Here is a 17,517-nt window from a genome sequence, read left to right on the forward strand (position 1 = left end):
TTGTTTAAAAACCTGTCTGGTTTCAAAATTCAGCCTCCCCAACCCACCGAGTTTGAGCAACATGGCAAGTACGCTGCTGGTCGTCGACAATCTTTCCGACTGGAACCCTTATTATCCCAGCGAGCAGGTCGTCAGTTTCGAAACCTATCTGGCCATGGAACAGACCGACCCCGACCAACGGGTGCGGGTTATCAATCTGTGCAGCAGCTACAGCTATCTGTCTGACGGTTACTATTGCTCGTTGCTGGCCGAAGCCCGTAATCACCACGTGATTCCCTCGGTGAAGATCATCAACGATCTGGGCAAAAATGCGTTGTACCGACTGCAGCTGGAGGATTTGAACCAGCCCTTGGCCCGCGCCCTCAAGCACCAGCACCAGACCGGCGAATACCGGCTGTACAGTTATTTCGGCACGACGCCGGAACCGGCATTTCAGGAACTGGCCCGCTTGTTGTTCGAACGTTTCGCCTGCCCGATTCTGGAAATCACGCTGAGCCTGGAACAACAGTGGCAAATCACCGATTTGAAAGCGGTTTCGCCCAGCCAGTTGGACGACACGATGCAAACCCTGTTTGCCGAGGCTCTGGACCGCTTCAGCAAAAAAGTCTGGCGTAAAAGCCGGGCCCGCAAGAATGCGCGCTTCGATCTGGCGATCTTGATCAATCCGGCGGAAGCCCTGCCGCCCAGCAACCGCGGCGCGCTGAAGAAGTTCATCGCGGTGGGCCGGCAAATGGGTGTCGACGTGGAATTGATCACCCACAACCACTACGGCCGCCTGCCCGAGTTCGACGGCCTGTTCATCCGCGAAACCACAGCAATAGACCACCATACCTACCGTTTCGCGAAAAAGGCCGAAGCGGAGGGCTTGGTGGTGATCGACGACCCGACCTCGATTCTACGCTGCGCCAACAAGGTCTATCTGGCCGATCTGTTCCGCACCCACAAAGTGCCGTCGCCGAAAACCTGGATTCTGCATAAAGGCAACACCGAACACCTGGACAAGCTGGAAGCCATCGCCGGCTTTCCGGTCGTTATTAAAGTGCCGGACGGCTCTTTTTCGCGCGGCATCGTCAAAGTCAATAACCGGGCCGAACTGGAAACCAAGGTCGCCGAATTGTTCGAACAATCCGCTTTATTGCTGGCGCAGGAGTTTCTTTATACCGATTTCGATTGGCGGATCGGCATTTTCAACCACAAAGCGCTGTATGCCTGCCGCTATTTCATGGTGAAAAACCATTGGCAAATTTACCGCCACGGCACCAACCGCACCGACAGCGGCAATTTCGCCACGCTGCCGACCTTCGAAGTACCGAAGCCGGTGCTGGACGCGGCGTTGAAAGCCACCCAGCCTATCGGCAACGGCCTCTACGGCGTTGACGTCAAGGAAATCAACGGCAAAGGCTATGTGATCGAAGTCAACGACAACCCCAGCATCGACAGCGGCGTCGAAGACAAATATTTGGGCGAAGAATTGTACCGAGCCATCATCGGCGAATTGTTGCGGCGGATGGAAAACCGCAGCAAAGGCCTGGATTAAACGCTAACCGCACCTGCATATGGAACCGGACTTGATTGATTTGGATGTACTTTGCGTCGGCCATGCCAGCTACGACTTGGTGTTCAGCGTACCGCACCATCCCGCAGCCGACGAAAAAACGGTGGCCGACGCATTGCTCGGCTGCGGCGGCGGCCCGGCGGCAAACGCCGCGGTCGCCGTGGCGAAACTGGGTTACCGCGCAGGATTCAGCGGCTATTTGGGCAACGACGTCTACGGCGATAGCCATTTAAGCGAATTGCTAAGCCATGGGGTCGATACCTGCTGCATCGTCCGCGGCGACTCGCCGACGCCATTGTCGGCAGTACTGGTCAAGCCCGACGGCAAGCGCGCGTTGATTAGTTACAAAGGCGACACGCGAGCGCTACCGGCAGACAGTGTGGACTTCGGGGTGATCCGGCCCAAAGTGGTGTTGTGCGACGGCCACGAGCCGCATATTTCAGCGCGCTTGCTGGAGCGCTGCGCCGCCGAAAAGATTCCGACCGTTCTGGATGCCGGATCGTTACATTCCGGCACCGAAGCCTTGCTGAACAAAATAAACTACTTGGTGTGTTCGGAAAAATTTGCGCTTCAGCATTCCGGAGGCATTGACGCGGCGCTGTCGGGGTTGGCGGAAATTGCACCCTGGGTGGTGGTCACGCTGGGAGAACGCGGCCTGGTTTGGCGGGCCGGTCAGGAAGCAGGCCGTTTGGCCGCGCCGCCGGTCACGGCGATCGATACCACCGGGGCCGGAGACGCGTTTCACGGCGCCTTCGCCGCCGGTTTGGCGGCCGGTTTGGCCTGGCCCGAGTTGCTGCGTTATGCGAGTGCCGCCGGCGCGTTATGTTGCACCCGCTTGGGCGCCCGCCCCGGCTTACCCGATAAGGCAGCCCACCGCGCGCTGTTGCAACGGTGGCAAAGCGAACCGACGCCTTAGCGAGAACGCTTGGCCCGCTCCGGTTCCAAGTATTTGTGGCGCAAATCGACGTAATTGCCGCCTATCCATTGCCAGAAAGTCGCGGCCGCTTCCGGGTCGGTACTGAGCAATTTGACCGCAATCGCACCGTTGGCGCTGATATCGGTGATTTGGGCGTCAATATCGATCGAATTCCTGTTTTTGACGACGCGCTTGTCGGTTTCCACCCGAAACGTCACCGGTTCGCCGAGCTTGAACACGATATCCCGCTTCAGTCCGCCCAGAAATTGCAGCCGGTACTCCGGCACCGACTGGAACGGTAGTACAAACTCCGCATGCCAGCGAAACGGCGGACAATGGATAGGTCCGCTGTGCTTCGGAAAATGCACGGTGTAGCCGTCGTCGACTTTGGCCTTGATTTCGCCTTTGGTGTAAATGTCGCGGCAATTGGTCAGCACCGCATCACCCGGTTCCAAATTGTATTTGGCGGCAAATGCGGTTTGGCTCAGCAGGCCGATAGCGACGGCCAATCCGTATCGGCAAAGGTTCGATCTGTTCATGGCGAGCTCCTGACTGTGATTATTGTGTTTTACCGGGGCGGCAGCGGTGTGGCGGCCGGGAGCGGCCCCAATAAACTGCGCGCCAACGGATCGGTTTCGTCGATATCCACCGTCACCATATGGCCGGTATTGGCGCCAATATAGCCTTGCATCGCGGCAGCCATGTAAGGAAACACCAAGCGCAAATCGTTACTAACACCGCTGCTCTGCACGCTGGTTTTCCACAGTTGTTTGCGTTGCTGCTGCGTCAAATAAGGCCCGGTTTCGCAGGCTTCCAAGGTCAGATAGCGGCGAAAAGTGGTGTACGTGTCGATGCGTTGGGTATATCCGGTGCCGGCAAAACCCGGATAAAACCCGCGGTAATAAAATGATCTTCGGTACGGGTAAAAGTAGCCCCAATCGTTCCACATCGGCACGTCGTAAGCGTATTGGTGCACTTCCGGCTGGCCGACGCCGTAGCCGAGAAACACCACCAGATCGCTGTCCTGAGCTGTTGCCGCTTTGACGAAGCCGCGGTTAGCCAGTACCTTTTCGATATAGCCTTTGAATTCGATGAATTGCAAATCCTGCTCGTTACCGCCCGGATTGCCCGGCAATACCAGAAAACGGTTGCCGATCGTTGCGCCGGGCGCGGCCAAAGCATCGATTTCGGTACGGAACTGTAGCGTCGAATTAACACTACAACCACTCAACATTGCCATCAATACGCCGAATACGACGATCAATAGCGTCGAATTAAGCCTCTCCATGCTCGCCTCCTGTTGGCTCTGCCAAATCGTGTTCCTGCATCAAAGTTCGCGCCCGCTGCTGCATACGAAGTTCGGCCAAGACTTCTTGCTCGTGCAATCCCGCCCGGTGCGCCAATTGGTCGGTCAATTGCCGGTTCTCGGCACTACGTTGCCGGACCTGGCGTTTTTCCTGGCTGAGCAATTCGGCTTCGAAGCGCATTTCCTGTAACTCGGTATCGTGCCGCAGTTGTTCGGCATGCAGCCGTTTTTCGATTGCCAGTTGCTGGGTCAATTGCTCGAATTTGTCTTCAGCCAAACGCCGCTGTTTTTCGGCTTCGAGCGCCTGCATCTGTTGTTCCAGATCGATCATCCGCCGCAAATGTTCCAGTTGCTGGCGTTTTTCGTGAATTTCCTCTTCTTCGAGCAAGCGCTGTTGTCGCGACAACTCCAGATTTTTGGTCTGGTTCAATTCGAAGGTTTTTTTCAGTACGTTGACGTAAACGGCGTCGCGCCCCAACTGGACATCGGGAAATTCGGCAAAACCGGCGTTCAACCTGCAAACCGCCAAAGACTGAATCTGCTGTTGCGCCAATAATTCGTTGATGCGTTGGGCGATGCGTTTTTCGGCATCGGCCAGACCGGTATTGACCCAGTTGCCGTCTGCCAGAGTCTGCAATTCCAGATTGACGGCATCCTCGACCATAGCGGCGTAGACATTACGGATATGGGCGTTGATATCCGGCAACAATTCGGTATTTTTCTGTGCGTAATCGAATGTCGCCTGAAACCGCAAATCCAGCGCCAAGTCCAGCGTGCAAAACCCTTCGAACAGCATTATCTGCCGGCGGTAAGGCCAGGACTCCACCGGTAGCGGATAAAGCGTGTGGTAAAAACGCTTGATGAATTGCTTCGGCCGCAAATACAGCTTTTGATAAGGCCCCAACTTAACCAGCACTACTTGGCGGTCGGCATCGAAACCGGCCAACCAGTAGCTGTCATCGGCACCTAAATCATCCTGCAGATCGCTGCCGGTGAGCCAAGCATCCAGTTCCGATACTGAGCTATTCATGGCCGGCCGGCGCAGTGAGCGCCTTTTGTTTCAGAGCCGCGATTTTATCCGACATTTTCTCGGCAACCAACGGATACAGGTTGGGCGCGAACTCCACAGTACGGTGGTCCACTTTGCGCAAAAATCCGCGGCTAAGGAGAAGGCCGACCACAAACATCCGGGTCCAATCCGAATAGCGCCGGGCCTTTTCCAGATCGGATTTTTCGATCACCATTTCCAGCTCGTCATTCTGGTTGATGCGAAACTCGGTGAACTGGCGCAGGCATTCGAATACCAATTCTTCCTCCTGCACCGTCAATGGCCCAGGCGCGGTGAACTCCAATCGGTACGACAGCAGCACGGTAAAAAAATCCACCATGGCCGCGCAGACGAAAGCAAACCAGGAAAATCCGCGCCACATCGCAAACGACGGTTTCACGTCCTCGACGAATTGTTTGTAGGTCATCGGCAACGGCGCATCCGGCGGACTCACGCCCATACTGCTGGCCAATTGGTTCACGCCCAGTTGGATATCCTGGTAGTGCTTCAAAAATTGGGCGTAGGTAGCTTCGTCGCTGCTGACATCCAGCTGATTCAAATTTATGTGTAATTGGCGGATGTGCTCGTCCAGCTCGCGGAAGGTTTGCTCCTGCTGTTGCAACGCCTGTTTTTTTTCCTGGTAAATCTGGTTGTAATGCCGCCAGAACGGGCCTTCGCCGACCTGATTCTTGTAGCCGGGACCGATCTGATTATGAGTGCCGAAATAGGCTTGGCTGGCGTCGAGTGAGGCTTTATCCAAATCCTGTTTTTGCTGGAGCGAGATTCGGCTCTTGATCTGCAGCACGGCGTCCAGATAGTCCTTGCTCTGCTGGCGCAATTGATTCAGACGGTTGATGTGCAGAGTTTCGCGCTCGGATATTTCGTAAAACTTGAAATAAGAAAAAGTGATCGAGGCGGCGATCGCCACGGTCAACGACGCCACCACCGAGAAATATCGAATCCGGTTGGCTGTCCAATGAATCCCGGCCATCTCCAGCGAGCAAATCACGATGATGGATTGAATGGCGACGGTGATCACCAGCGCGATCCACGGGGTGATGAAATGCGACAGACCGTAATAAGTGGTAAAACCGGAGGAAACGCTCAACATAAGAACGATGGGTATCGTCCAGATGCGCAGCATGCTGACGAATAGGGTCTGTATCCGATTCAGAAAATAGCCGGGCCCGCCGGGCCGGTGCTTGTTGCTGGTGTCGTTCATAATTATTGTTCTAATGACCAGCGTAAAACCCGAACTCGGGTTCAACTCATGCTGAGATAACGTTCGCCGGTGTCGTGGACGATGGTGACAACGGTCTTGCCTGGCCCCATTTGCGCGGCCACCCTGACCGCGCCGCAAACGCTGGCCCCGGAGGAAATGCCGACCATGATGCCTTCTTCTTCGATTAAGCGTTTGCGCATCGAAAAAGCTTGTTCGGTGCTGACCAGTTCGATGCCGTCGAGCAAATCGACTTCCAGATTCTTCGGCACGAAACCGGCGCCGATCCCCTGAATTTTGTGCGGAGAATGGCTACCGCCGGAAATGACCGGCGACTCTGCCGGTTCCACTGCAATCACTTTGAATTGCGGATTCCGGTTTTTTATAACATCAGCCACGCCGGAAATGGTGCCGCCGGTACCGACCCCGCAGACGAACGCATCGACTTGACCGTCGGTGGCTGACCAAATTTCCTGAGCGGTGGTCTGTCGATGCACCTCAGGATTGGCCGGATTTTCGAACTGGTGCGGCATAAATGCACCGGGATGGTTGGCGACGATCTCCTGCGCCTTGGCAATTGCGCCTTTCATGCCGTCCGCACCGGGCGTCAGAACGATTTCCGCTCCGTAAAGCGCCAACAATTGCCGCCGCTCGACCGACATGGTCTCCGGCATCGTCAAAATACAACGGTAGCCGCGCGCTGCGGCCACCATCGCCAAAGCAATCCCGGTGTTGCCCGAGGTGGGTTCGACAATGATCCCGCCACCTCGCAGTTGACCACTTTTTTCCGCCGCCTGCACCATGGCTAAACCGATGCGATCCTTTACAGAGCCACCGGGATTTCTCGACTCAAGCTTGACCAATACCGTCGCCGAGTTTTCCTCGACGACTTTCTGCAATTTGACCAACGGCGTGTTGCCGATCAATTGAGTTACATTACTGGCGGCAGGCATTGAGTCACCTCAATCATTTTTCGATTTTGAAAGCCAAGAACACCGGACTGCCGTTACGTTGTACCAAAAGCGCAATAGATTTTTCAACCGGTAATTTGGCGACGATGCTGTTGAATTCAGCGGCATCGCGCACCACGGTGTTTTGAATCCGCAAAATCACATCGCCCGGCTGAATCCCTGCATCCAAGGCAATCCCTTTACCGACTTTCTGGACCAGGACCCCATTCTTTTCCACCTGCAACTGTTGGCGTTGTTCAGCAGTCAGATCAGCCACCGCCAGCCCCAATCGGTTCACCGCAGTCTCCGGAGCCGCCGACGGTCCGGCAGCCGCCATGCTTTGCTGCGCCGGCAACAAGCCGATTTTTACCGTAATGTCTTGCTTGTCGCCCTGGCGAATGATTTTGACTTTAGCTTTTTCATCGACTGGCGTCATGCCTACCCGCGGCGGCAATTCGCCTGAGGTTTCGATGACTTGGCCGTTAAATTCGACAATGATGTCGCCAATCTGGATGCCGGCTTTCTCGGCCGGACCGCCGGGAATCACTTTTGATACCAACGCGCCGTGCGGACGGTCCATGCCAAACGACTCCGCCAATTGCCGAGTAACGTCTTGAATTTGCACGCCTAACCAACCGCGCGAAACCTTGCCCTTACTTTTGATTTGGTCGACCACGTTCATCGCCACGTCTATCGGTATCGCAAACGACAATCCCATGTAACCGCCTGAGCGGCTATAGATCTGCGAGTTGATGCCGACCACCTTGCCCTGCATGTTGAACAGCGGGCCGCCCGAGTTGCCGGGGTTGATCGCCACGTCGGTCTGAATGAAAGGCACATAGTTGCCGTCCGGCAAACTGCGACCCTTGGCACTGACGATACCGGCGGTGACCGACTGGTCGAAACCGAACGGGGTGCCGATCGCCAATACCCATTCGCCGACTTGCAATTGGTCGGGTGCGCCGATTTCCACCACCGGCAGGTCTTTAGCGTCGACTTTCAATAAAGCCACATCGGTACTTTCGTCGGAACCGATCAATTTGGCGATCAATTCCCGGCGGTCTTTTAATTTGACCACGATTTCCGATGCATTATTCACCACGTGATGATTGGTCAGGATATAGCCGTCGCGCGAGATGACGAAGCCGGAACCCAGCGAATTGGTTTCCCGTGGCGTGTAGCCTCGGCCCGGCCCCTGGAAGAAATGGCGGAAGAACTCCTCCATCTCCGGCGGCATGTCTTGCGGCATTTGCTGAGGGTCGGCCCCGGCTTGCGAATCGGTCGCTTTCTGGGTGGTGCTGATATTCACCACGGCATCGCCGTTGGTCTTCACCATTTCGGTAAAGTCAGGCAGTTGGGCGTAACCGGAGTTGATCGCCAAAAGCATTATAAGAAATCCATAAAACAGCTTATTAAGCATGTAATCTCCAAACGTACGAATGAAATATAAGAAGACGTTTATTGCCGAAACGCGATGCCGCCGGCAATCAGTTCGACTGTTTCCGCAGGAACTTCGCCGAGCACGGTAATCTGGGTATTGTCTATCACTTTGCTGAAAGAGTTGACAGTTCCCAAACTATGCAAACCGTTGATGCCATCGGCTTCCTTAGCTTCGAGGTAAACCGAAACGGTGGAAAAGCCGTCGCTGACCAACAGATGGTCTACGGCTTTCTGCGACTGTTGGATCGAGTTGCGGATAAAAAAGACTGGCTCGAAACCCTGAGGCCAATTTTTCAAAACGAATGTAGCGCTGTCCAAAGGCTCGGCTTGTGCGCTGTGGATGTGTTTAGTGTGGAACTTATCGTCAACGTTATTGCCGTTGAGGGGTTCTGCTCCAGCCTGCGTGTTCAAGTCGGTGAACATGACTTGTTCCAGAGCATGCCCTTCCAAGCCATAAACTTCAATTTTCAACGGCAGAAAGGTTTGGGTGTTGATCCAAATTTTTCTCGGGTAACGCAGTTGGTCTTTCGGCTGCGCCGCAACGATTTGCGCCGGCAACATCGCGACGGATTCCTGACCAGCCAGTTCCAAGTTGTAGGACTTTTGTAACATCGCCGCACTACTCGGCATGTTAATGATAAAAGAACTGTCCAACGGATGGTGGTTAATCACCTTTTCGCTGGTTTCCTTGAACACACAAGTGACTTCGTTGGATTTGCGCGTCACCTCCCTCATCGGCGAGTTCAAGGAAGATAAGCGTTCCTGCGAGACACCGTTATCGACGCTATGTCGATATTTCATGGTTTCGATCTGGCCGTTTTTCATGAAAATTACGGTACCCTCGTAATTGAGGGTTTTCATCGCCAGATTCATTTTATCCAACCATTGCACCGCCGTAAGATTGTCGCCGGCAGCGGTTTCGGCGATCAAGCCGATCAAAACAACCAGTAATAATCTCACGTCCTTATTCCTGCGAATATCCCACCACCCGCGCATAAGGTTGCGCCGCCTGCACCGTGTTTACGTAAAGCGTGTTGTCGTGAGCCTGCAAATAGTCCTTAAAACGGGCGTGCATTTCAGTTGACTCCGAACCGCTATGCGCCACCACGCCGACGGCACTGAACGGATTAGCTTGCCTAGGCTCGACTTTACTGGCTAGCCAGACAACGGCGAGGACTGCAGATGCAGCGATCGCAAGCCCGGCTTTTTGCCACTTTATCGCCGCTTTCTGTCGCGGCATGAAATAAATCGGTTCATGACGTAATTGCTGATGGATTTTGTCGGCAAAATCGCTACTCACCAGCGAATACTCACTACTTTTCAACACTTGACTGGCAATTTGATAGCGCCTTAGCTTGTCTTTCAGGGCGTCGTCTTCGCTAACGGCCGTCAGCAACTCCAGCGATTGCGCGCCATCCAGTTCGTCGTCTATGAATTGCGATAGTTTTTCGTTAAGTTGTTCCTGCATCGATACACCTTTAGTCGAGCAATGGGTTTAATTTTTGGTCAATGGCTTCGCGGGCTCTAAAAATCCGCGAACGCACGGTGCCGATAGGGCAATCCATAGCCTCGGCTATTTCTTCATAGCTCATCCCTTCGAATTCTCGGAGAGTAATTGCTATTCGCATTTCTTCCGGTAAATTTTCAATAGCCGCTCGTATTACAGCGACAATTTGCTCGTTCATCAGTTGATGCTCGGGCGTTTCTATATCTTTCAATTGCGGCGCGTTTTCCACCTGCTCCGCATCTTGAACGTCGATCTCATAATCGGAGTGGCGACGGGAGCGCGACAAAAGATAATTCTTAGCTGTATTTATCGCGATCCGGTAAAGCCAGGTGTAAAAGGCACTCTCTCCGCGGAAATCGCCCAGAGCCCGGTAGGCTTTGATAAAGGTGTCTTGTGCCACATCCTGCGCTTCACTGGGATCTTTAACGTAACGATTCACCAAGTGGACGATCTTATGCTGATACTTTAAAACCAAAAGATCGAAGGCGGATTTATCACCTTGCTGCACCCTCCGCACCAAGCTCTGATCGACATCTTCGGTGTTGCTAATTTGTTCGTTCACTGCTCTATTTTTCTGATGAGATGGACAGAATTAAACCTTATTAGTTCTGGCAATACAAAAAAAATTGCCGGCCAGATAAAACAAGATATTATTCCCGGCCGGTTTGAACTTTTTCCTTCGCTGATCAACTTGACGACCTTGACCCATAGCAATACCGTCCCAAACGCAAACCTTCACTACGACGTCTTGATTGCCGGCAGCGGTGGCGCCGGACTGAGCTTGGCACTACATTTGGCGGATCGGTTTAGAGTCGCAGTGCTGGCGAAATTTGCGCTGACCGAATGCAGCACTTACTACGCCCAAGGCGGGATCTCAGCGGTATTCGACGACCGTCACGACTCCATCGAATCGCATATCGAGGATACTTTAATCGCCGGCGCCGGGCTGTGTGACCCTAACATAGTCCGCCTCACCGTCGCCCAAGGCCGGCAAAGTATAGAATGGCTCCGCTCTCAAGGCGTCAACTTTACCGAAGAACACGACGCCGACGGTGTAAAACAGTTGCATCTTAACCGGGAAGGCGGACACTCCCACCGGCGTATCGTACACAGTGACGACGCTACCGGCAAAGCCGTATCGCTGTCTTTGATCGACCGGGCCAAAGCTCATCCCAACATCAATTTGCTGGAATACCACAATGTCGTGGAATTAATCACCGCGACCAAGCTGGGGGCTGAGCAACAGCGAATATGCGGCGCCTACGTTCTGGACAGCAAAACCGGAAAAATCAAGACGATAGCGGCAAAAATCGTGGTACTTGCCACGGGCGGCGCCAACAAGGTCTATTTATATTCGACCAATCCGCACATTTCCACCGGCGACGGTATCGCGCTAGCCTGGCGGGCGGGCTGTAAAGTGGCAAACATGGAATTCATGCAGTTTCATCCGACCTGCCTCTATCATCCCACTGCCCGTTCTTTCTTGATCAGCGAGGCGGTACGCGGCGAAGGCGGTCATTTGATTTTACCGGACGGCGAACGCTTCATGCGCCGCTACGACGAACGTATGGAATTAGCGCCGCGCGACATCGTCGCCCGTGCCATAGACAGCGAAATCAAGAAGCACGGTATCGAATGCGTGTATCTCGATATCAGCCACAAATCCCGAGAGTTCATTCAAAAGCACTTCCCGACCATCTACATGCAGTGTCTGGAATTGGACATCGACATCAGCCAGCAACCCATTCCAGTGGTTCCGGCCGCTCATTATACTTGCGGCGGCGTCGTTACGGACGCGAATGCCCGTACCGACATTCCGGGTTTATACGCCATCGGCGAAGTTGCCTGCACCGGTTTGCACGGCGCCAACCGCATGGCCAGCAACTCGTTATTGGAATGCCTGGTTTTCGCCGAACAAGCTAACCAGGATATCCGGCGGATTTTCGACCAACTGCCGGAACCGATAGCATTGCCCGACTGGGATGAATCCAAAGTCAGCGACTCGGACGAGGAAGTAGTGATAGCCCACAACTGGGACGAATTACGCCGCTTTATGTGGGACTACGTGGGTATCGTCCGGACTAACAAGCGTCTGGAACGGGCAATGAATCGACTGGTGTTGCTGAAAGACGAAATCGCCGAATACTACGGCCAATTCCGCATTACCAGCGACCTCCTAGAGCTTCGCAACTTGGTAATTGTTGCCGAACTGATCATTCGCTGCGCACAGCAACGCAAGGAAAGCCGCGGTCTGCATTACACCAAGGACTACCCGGCTCCGGACAACAGCCGCGTCCCGACTAACACGGTACTAACCCCCGAACAGACCAACCAATAATCGACCAACCCTGACAAAGCCTTACCCACGGGCGGGACGACGAACGCGCATAAAAAAAGGGCTTGAGAAAATCTCAAGCCCTTGCTTTAAATGGTGGCGACACCGGGAATCGAACCTGGAACCTCGGGGTTATGAATCCCGCGCTCTAACCGGTTGAGCTATGTCGCCACAAATCTTGTTCAACGAAACAAGCAATCATTATACTGACGCGTCAAAACCTTGTCAAACGTTGAACCTAAAATGCATCACATCGCCGTCCTGCACTTTATATTCCTTACCTTCCAGACGCCATTTGCCGGCATCTTTCGCACCTTGTTCGCCTTTGTAATTGACAAAATCTTGATACGAAATTACTTCGGCCCGGATAAAGCCTTTTTCAAAATCCGAATGAATCACGCCGGCTGCTTGCGGCGCCAGCGCATTGACCGGAATCGTCCATGCTCTGACTTCTTTGACCCCTGCCGTGAAGTAGGTTGAAAGATTTAACAACTCGTAAGCCGCTCGCACCACCCGGTTCAAGCCGGGCTCTTCCAAACCTAAATCCGCGAGAAACTCGACCTTTTCCGCGTCGTCCAACTGTACGATTTCGGCCTCGATCGCAGCACATACCGGCACCACTTTAGAGCCTTCGCCGTCGGCAAAGCTTTTTACCTTATCCAACAACGGATTATTTTCGAAGCCGTCGTCCTGCACGTTCGCCACATATAAGGTGGGCTTGATCGTGATCAAACACAATTCCTTAATTAATTTAGCTTCGTCTTCGCTCAGCCCCAAGGTGCGGACCGGTTCACCGGCGTTCAGGTGTTCCAGGACCCGTTCCAACACCTGCTTTCTGGCCAACTCGTCTTTGTTACCTGATTTGGAAGCCTTGGCCGATTTCTGTAAGGCTTTTTCCACCGAAGCCATGTCGGCCAAGGCCAATTCGGTATTGATGACTTCAATATCGTTGACCGGGTCGACCTTACCGGCAACGTGAATCACGTTATCGTCATGAAAACAGCGCACCACATGCACGATCGCATCGGTTTCTCTGATATTGCCGAGAAACTGGTTTCCCAAACCTTCGCCCTTCGAGGCGCCAGCCACAAGTCCGGCGATGTCGACAAACTCGATGGTTGTAGGCAATACCCGCTCCGGGTTGACGATTTCAGCCAGTTTATCCATCCTCGGATCGGGTACCGGAACCACTCCGACATTCGGATCGATGGTGCAGAAAGGATAGTTCTCGGCAGCGATGGTCGCTTTAGTCAGCGCGTTGAACAGGGTTGATTTGCCGACGTTGGGCAAGCCGACGATTCCACAATGAAGTGCCATAGCAATAATTTCGAAATTTGACAGGAATGTCCGGCACAACATGGCCGGGTTGGAGAGGCGGCGGATTATACAGCGATTTTACGAATTGAGAACCGATACCCTCGCCTGGACAGCTGGCGCAGCAAAGGTATCGGATAGAAGCAAAAGCGTTTTAGAACAAACCGGAGATCGATCTGACCAAACCGGAGGTTAAGCTTGGCGCCGCCGCCTCATATTCCAAATTGGCCTGATTGGCAGTGCTGACGATCCGCGTGCGGTATTTTTTTCGGTCGCTGACTTCCGAAGATGTTTGCCGGCGCGAACCGCCGATGCCTTGCTTGGCGTCCTGTTGGCTGTCCTGCCTGACGACAACACCGCTTTTGGCCTTTTCCGCGATTTCGATGTCGGTGACCACCATGTAGGTTACGTCCTTGACTGCAGCATCGGCGATGGTTTCGATGGCGCCGCCAACCGCGACACCGGCCAAACCGCCAATACCGGCTCCCGACCAACCGCCGAGGCCGCCGCCGATTGCCGCACCGGCCGCTGCGCCCGCCAACGAACCGCCGTAGCCGGAATGCAACGCCGATTCCGCCGCGGTGGGACTGGCTTTATCGACACTGAGCACATTCGCTCTCAACCAATAATGCGACGCTTCCGGATCGGTGGAAATGATGTAACCTTTGGACTGCAGAGCTTGTTTCACCGGTAACATCACGTCGAAATTGGCTTTGTCCGAGGTATTGCGCACATCGAGAAAGATGGTGCGCTGTTCCGGCCCGACCGGATCGAGAAATATCGTGTCGCTCATCTTGGTTTGGACGTCCAGGTCCTTTTTGGCAATCGATGTGTGTACGGCGGCACACCCGCCCAACATTGCGGCCACAGCCGCCGCACCGGCAAGTTTCATGAATGTGTTTCGAGCAATAGCCATCTATATCTCCAAATGAATTGATCCAAAAATAAAATTGCAATTTAGTAAGGCCAATAATAGCCGTAATAACGGTAGTAATAACTGCAATCCCGGTAATCGTTCCAAGAGTAACGCCGTAAATCGTTGCAGGTGTAACCGCGGCGCCAGTATTTACTGGGCTCGGACTTCGGTGGCGTACCTCTTTTCGTCGCTTCTTCGATGTAGCTGTTGAGTTTGGCTTCGTCCTCAACGCTGAAGGGTTTGGCCATAACCTGATCGTTGAGCATTTTTTGCATGTCGCTGGCTTGATCGGCCTGCACCACCCAACTTGCTAATATCAATCCCAGCGATAAAACGCACTGCGGTAACATTTGTTTCATTCGATCTCCTCCCAGATACCAAGAGAACACAACGCCGTTCTCCGTTTTGATGACAATCGCGCCGATTTTAGAATCGATAATGCCGCCGAACAACCGATTTGAGCCGACAACGTTAATCGCCGCGCACTATGTGGTCGTCGAATACTACTAATTGGTTGCGGCCATTGGCTTTGGCCTGGTAAAGCGCCGCATCGGCACAGTTAATCATCTCGTCGATGTCCGGCGCCAAGTTATCCGAATAGCTGTCGGCTGCCAAGCAAAACAGGCCGATACTCAGTGTCACGTTTACCCTCTGACCGCCCAATTTCCATTCCAATTTACTGATTTCCTGCCGAATCCGCTCGCCGAAAACCTTACCGCTCTCGCTCGCCGTATTGGTAAAAATCAATACAAATTCTTCGCCGCCGAAACGCACCAATATATCGGTACTGCGGACTTGGCGTTTTAATGCGGAAGCGACACCGACCAGTATCTGGTCACCGAATAAGTGGCCAAAGCGGTCGTTAACAACTTTGAAATGATCGATATCGAGCACCAACAAACACAAGCTGTTGCGATAACGCATATGCTGGGCGACAACAATTTCGACCTGATCGTAAAAAAATCGCCGATTATGCAGGCCAGTCAACTGATCGTGCATTGACATACTGGCGAAATGTTCTTTGAGCTGATTGGTTTCAGCGACCAGACTTTCCAATTCGGCCGTCCGCGACGCGATTCGTCGCTCCATTTGCCGCAACAAACGTTGGCTAGTAATCAATTGACCGAGGATATTTTTGTAGATTTCCAGCAAGCGGATGTGCCAATCGTTGAAGTAAAACGGCTGCGGATGCGACACGTTCAACACGCCGATCAGCTGCCGATTCAAGGTGAACACCGGTACGCTGATCAGCGAACCCGGCGGCGTAGCATCCGCCGTTCTTTCGAAACGCGGGTCTTCCGGGCAATTTCGGCAATACTGCAACTCACCGGTCGCGGCAGCCGCACCGATTATCCCCTCGCCGATTTTGAAGGTTAGCGGCGTGTCCGGTACCGACTCTACCACCTGCAGTGACTCTTGAATGCTAGTTCCGGCTAAATTGGTCAGGCATCCCAAATCATCCAGCATAAAAAACGAGCAGCGCTCCATGTCCTGATACTGAATCAAGCCGGTGAGCGCTTGTTTTACCAGCAGGGCTTCGTCGTCGATCTGGCAGTCGAGTTCCGACAACTGCTTAATCGCCGACAAGGCGTTGAATAAATCCATCACCAAGTCATGAATGCCGCTGGTTTGACTAGGATTTGAACCTTCGGATTGCGAATTCATCGCGCCCCCATCACGCCGGCCAAGCTATCTAAAGCCTGCTTGTTTTGAGCTAGCCAATCCACCAGGTTTTCGATAGCTAGTTCCGATAATTCGATTTCGCGACAAGCCGCATCCACCACGCCGCTATTTACCGCCGTTCCGCTATAAATGCGGGCGCTTAACTGGCGGGACAAACCGAGCAATACCAGCAAAGGCCGTTCCGGGCCGCTAAAATTGGGTTGCCGGAAGTTCGCCAGTACGGTCTGATACACCACCGGCAATTGCCATCTATTCAATAACACGTAGCCGAATTGGTAATGGCTAAGCCCAAATTCCCGGACAATTTCGTCACCGACCGCTTCCCCGGACGTTTTGCATTTTTCCAGGATCGCGTTCAGCTGCTCCGGCAGCAAAAATCCGAGCGCCAGCAAACCGATATTCAACAATAAACCGCTGGTATAAACCGTCGATACCGAGAAACCATGTAAATGGCGGCTTTCCGTCGCCAATTTTTGCGCCGCAATCGCAATCAATAGCGACTCGCTCCAGAAGCGCTCGCTATCGAAATGTTGGCACTTAGTGGTATCGAATTGGGCGTTGAACACAATCCCTAACGCCAACGACTTGACCAAGTCCATACCCAAAACCTGGAAAATCGCGGTACGCAAATCACTGACAACACCACCGCGGGAAAAATAGGCAGAATTGGCCAATCCCAACAGTCTGGCTACCAGCGCTGGTGACAACGCCAACACCGAGCTCAGCCTATCTATCGAAATATCCGGCGTATTCACGGCAGCAAGTATTCTGACACTGGCCTCAGGTAAGGCCGGCAGGTTTTTCAATGCACCTATTTCTAACGCGATGGTTCGAGAAGTAGCGTTCATTTGGTTTGGTCAATTTGGGAAATTTTCAGGCACACCAACAACCTGCGGAACTGGTCGCGTCGCAACATGTCAGGGAACACCGCGAGTGAGTTGCGGACTCCACTCCCGTCGCGCCAATGCACCGCCACCACCACCCGGCTAACAACGGAGCTGGGCAGCAAGCGAATCGGGAGAAATTCGCCTCGCCCTTCTCGTACCGACCAGCCTCGGCTCAAATGGAAGCGTAACTGGATTGGCCCGACCTTTTCGGCCACAATTGCTTTGGCCCAGCTCAAAACCACCAACGCCGCCAGACTTACCCGGCAACCCGCCGGTAACCCATTCAGCCAACAACCGGCCAACGCCAAGCTGTGCAAGACGCTAACACATATCCGGCGCTGTCGGGAAACGCCAAAGTTAAAATCCACGCTTTGCTCGAGATTTTTGGTCACAAAACCTTCACCCGGCCTTACCTAAGGTAAACTAATCAAATTATTCTCG

The 17,517-nt window shown here is 53.6% G+C and carries 18 protein-coding genes and 1 tRNA gene; 3 read left to right on the forward strand and 16 right to left on the reverse strand.

Annotated features, from left to right (window positions below; all coding sequences use genetic code 11):
* Positions 1 to 61: 61 nt before the first annotated feature.
* Positions 62 to 1,537 (forward strand): RimK family ATP-grasp domain-containing protein, encoded by a 1,476-nt coding sequence (locus AC0IM9_RS00730; protein ID WP_482802699.1) that lies wholly within the window; start codon positions 62 to 64, stop codon positions 1,535 to 1,537.
* A 19-nt stretch (positions 1,538 to 1,556) separates the two neighbouring features.
* Complete coding sequence (locus AC0IM9_RS00735) at positions 1,557 to 2,471, forward strand: carbohydrate kinase family protein (protein ID WP_482802700.1); 915 nt, start codon at positions 1,557 to 1,559, stop codon at positions 2,469 to 2,471.
* Here AC0IM9_RS00735 and AC0IM9_RS00740 read toward each other — a convergent pair.
* Genes AC0IM9_RS00740 through rpoE form a run of 9 tightly spaced genes read right to left on the reverse strand, consistent with a single transcriptional unit; the run spans position 2,468 to position 10,503 of the window.
* Positions 2,468 to 3,010, reverse strand: coding sequence for a hypothetical protein (locus tag AC0IM9_RS00740; RefSeq protein ID WP_482802701.1), 543 nt, complete (start codon positions 3,008 to 3,010; stop codon positions 2,468 to 2,470). The genes AC0IM9_RS00735 and AC0IM9_RS00740 overlap by 4 nt on opposite strands.
* Before the next feature lie 29 nt (positions 3,011 to 3,039).
* On the reverse strand, positions 3,040 to 3,759 hold the full coding sequence (locus AC0IM9_RS00745) for a DUF4136 domain-containing protein (protein WP_482802702.1): 720 nt from the start codon (positions 3,757 to 3,759) through the stop codon (positions 3,040 to 3,042).
* Positions 3,746 to 4,807, reverse strand: coding sequence for a hypothetical protein (locus tag AC0IM9_RS00750; RefSeq protein WP_482802703.1), 1,062 nt, complete (start codon positions 4,805 to 4,807; stop codon positions 3,746 to 3,748). The genes AC0IM9_RS00745 and AC0IM9_RS00750 overlap by 14 nt, the downstream gene beginning before the upstream one ends.
* Complete coding sequence (locus tag AC0IM9_RS00755; protein WP_482802704.1) at positions 4,800 to 6,047, reverse strand: hypothetical protein; 1,248 nt, start codon at positions 6,045 to 6,047, stop codon at positions 4,800 to 4,802. Before AC0IM9_RS00755 ends, AC0IM9_RS00750 begins: the two co-directional genes overlap by 8 nt.
* Before the next feature lie 41 nt (positions 6,048 to 6,088).
* Complete coding sequence (cysK, locus tag AC0IM9_RS00760; protein ID WP_482802705.1) at positions 6,089 to 6,997, reverse strand: cysteine synthase A; 909 nt, start codon at positions 6,995 to 6,997, stop codon at positions 6,089 to 6,091.
* Between the two features lie 13 nt (positions 6,998 to 7,010).
* Complete coding sequence (locus tag AC0IM9_RS00765; protein ID WP_140911529.1) at positions 7,011 to 8,414, reverse strand: DegQ family serine endoprotease; 1,404 nt, start codon at positions 8,412 to 8,414, stop codon at positions 7,011 to 7,013.
* A 38-nt stretch (positions 8,415 to 8,452) separates the two neighbouring features.
* Positions 8,453 to 9,394 carry a MucB/RseB family sigma factor regulatory protein gene (locus tag AC0IM9_RS00770; protein ID WP_140911530.1) on the reverse strand — a complete coding sequence of 314 codons (942 nt, stop codon included), beginning with the start codon at positions 9,392 to 9,394 and terminating at the stop codon, positions 8,453 to 8,455.
* Positions 9,395 to 9,398: 4 nt separating this feature from the next.
* Entirely contained in the window at positions 9,399 to 9,902 is a 504-nt protein-coding gene (locus AC0IM9_RS00775; protein ID WP_445370478.1) for a sigma-E factor negative regulatory protein, read from the reverse strand.
* Positions 9,903 to 9,912: 10 nt separating this feature from the next.
* On the reverse strand, positions 9,913 to 10,503 hold the full coding sequence (gene rpoE, locus AC0IM9_RS00780; protein WP_140911532.1) for an RNA polymerase sigma factor RpoE: 591 nt from the start codon (positions 10,501 to 10,503) through the stop codon (positions 9,913 to 9,915).
* A gap of 129 nt (positions 10,504 to 10,632) precedes the next feature.
* Between rpoE and nadB the strand changes: the two genes are divergently transcribed.
* Positions 10,633 to 12,279, forward strand: a complete 1,647-nt coding sequence (gene nadB, locus AC0IM9_RS00785) for an L-aspartate oxidase (protein WP_445370477.1) — start codon at positions 10,633 to 10,635, stop codon at positions 12,277 to 12,279.
* Positions 12,280 to 12,370: 91 nt separating this feature from the next.
* On the opposite strand, the gene AC0IM9_RS00790 is transcribed toward nadB, so the two are convergent.
* The 7 genes from AC0IM9_RS00790 to AC0IM9_RS00820 all read right to left on the reverse strand — a co-directional run bounded on the left by AC0IM9_RS00790 (position 12,371) and on the right by AC0IM9_RS00820 (position 17,468).
* Positions 12,371 to 12,447 (reverse strand) — tRNA-Met (locus tag AC0IM9_RS00790).
* A gap of 54 nt (positions 12,448 to 12,501) precedes the next feature.
* Complete coding sequence (gene ychF / locus AC0IM9_RS00795) at positions 12,502 to 13,593, reverse strand: redox-regulated ATPase YchF (protein ID WP_278212108.1); 1,092 nt, start codon at positions 13,591 to 13,593, stop codon at positions 12,502 to 12,504.
* 151 nt (positions 13,594 to 13,744) lie between these two features.
* Entirely contained in the window at positions 13,745 to 14,506 is a 762-nt protein-coding gene (locus AC0IM9_RS00800) for a complement resistance protein TraT (protein ID WP_186289506.1), read from the reverse strand.
* Positions 14,507 to 14,547: 41 nt separating this feature from the next.
* Positions 14,548 to 14,865, reverse strand: a complete 318-nt coding sequence (locus AC0IM9_RS00805; protein WP_482802706.1) for a hypothetical protein — start codon at positions 14,863 to 14,865, stop codon at positions 14,548 to 14,550.
* A gap of 112 nt (positions 14,866 to 14,977) precedes the next feature.
* Complete coding sequence (locus AC0IM9_RS00810) at positions 14,978 to 16,171, reverse strand: sensor domain-containing diguanylate cyclase (RefSeq protein ID WP_482802707.1); 1,194 nt, start codon at positions 16,169 to 16,171, stop codon at positions 14,978 to 14,980.
* The gene (locus AC0IM9_RS00815) at positions 16,168 to 17,037 is read right to left on the reverse strand and encodes an HDOD domain-containing protein (RefSeq protein WP_482802708.1); all 870 of its coding nucleotides are present in this window, start codon (positions 17,035 to 17,037) and stop codon (positions 16,168 to 16,170) included. The genes AC0IM9_RS00810 and AC0IM9_RS00815 overlap by 4 nt, the downstream gene beginning before the upstream one ends.
* The gene (locus AC0IM9_RS00820) at positions 17,034 to 17,468 is read right to left on the reverse strand and encodes a protein YgfX (protein WP_140911538.1); all 435 of its coding nucleotides are present in this window, start codon (positions 17,466 to 17,468) and stop codon (positions 17,034 to 17,036) included. Before AC0IM9_RS00820 ends, AC0IM9_RS00815 begins: the two co-directional genes overlap by 4 nt.
* Positions 17,469 to 17,517 lie beyond the last annotated feature (49 nt).

Source organism: Methylomonas sp. Uni0011 (assembly GCF_056850255.1).

Excerpts from the sequence above, each read along its gene's own strand:
- AC0IM9_RS00755 (WP_482802704.1), bottom strand. The coding sequence starts at position 6,047 with ATGAACGACACCAGCAACAAGCACCGGCCCGGCGGGCCCGGCTATTTT.
- AC0IM9_RS00775 (WP_445370478.1), bottom strand. The coding sequence starts at position 9,902 with ATGCAGGAACAACTTAACGAAAAACTATCGCAATTCATAGACGACGAA.
- AC0IM9_RS00735 (WP_482802700.1), top strand. The coding sequence starts at position 1,557 with ATGGAACCGGACTTGATTGATTTGGATGTACTTTGCGTCGGCCATGCC.
- AC0IM9_RS00815 (WP_482802708.1), bottom strand. The coding sequence starts at position 17,037 with ATGAACGCTACTTCTCGAACCATCGCGTTAGAAATAGGTGCATTGAAA.
- AC0IM9_RS00765 (WP_140911529.1), bottom strand. The coding sequence starts at position 8,414 with ATGCTTAATAAGCTGTTTTATGGATTTCTTATAATGCTTTTGGCGATC.
- AC0IM9_RS00750 (WP_482802703.1), bottom strand. The coding sequence starts at position 4,807 with ATGAATAGCTCAGTATCGGAACTGGATGCTTGGCTCACCGGCAGCGAT.
- AC0IM9_RS00810 (WP_482802707.1), bottom strand. The coding sequence starts at position 16,171 with ATGAATTCGCAATCCGAAGGTTCAAATCCTAGTCAAACCAGCGGCATT.
- AC0IM9_RS00740 (WP_482802701.1), bottom strand. The coding sequence starts at position 3,010 with ATGAACAGATCGAACCTTTGCCGATACGGATTGGCCGTCGCTATCGGC.
- AC0IM9_RS00800 (WP_186289506.1), bottom strand. The coding sequence starts at position 14,506 with ATGGCTATTGCTCGAAACACATTCATGAAACTTGCCGGTGCGGCGGCT.
- AC0IM9_RS00805 (WP_482802706.1), bottom strand. The coding sequence starts at position 14,865 with ATGAAACAAATGTTACCGCAGTGCGTTTTATCGCTGGGATTGATATTA.
- ychF (WP_278212108.1), bottom strand. The coding sequence starts at position 13,593 with ATGGCACTTCATTGTGGAATCGTCGGCTTGCCCAACGTCGGCAAATCA.
- AC0IM9_RS00730 (WP_482802699.1), top strand. The coding sequence starts at position 62 with ATGGCAAGTACGCTGCTGGTCGTCGACAATCTTTCCGACTGGAACCCT.
- AC0IM9_RS00745 (WP_482802702.1), bottom strand. The coding sequence starts at position 3,759 with ATGGAGAGGCTTAATTCGACGCTATTGATCGTCGTATTCGGCGTATTG.
- cysK (WP_482802705.1), bottom strand. The coding sequence starts at position 6,997 with ATGCCTGCCGCCAGTAATGTAACTCAATTGATCGGCAACACGCCGTTG.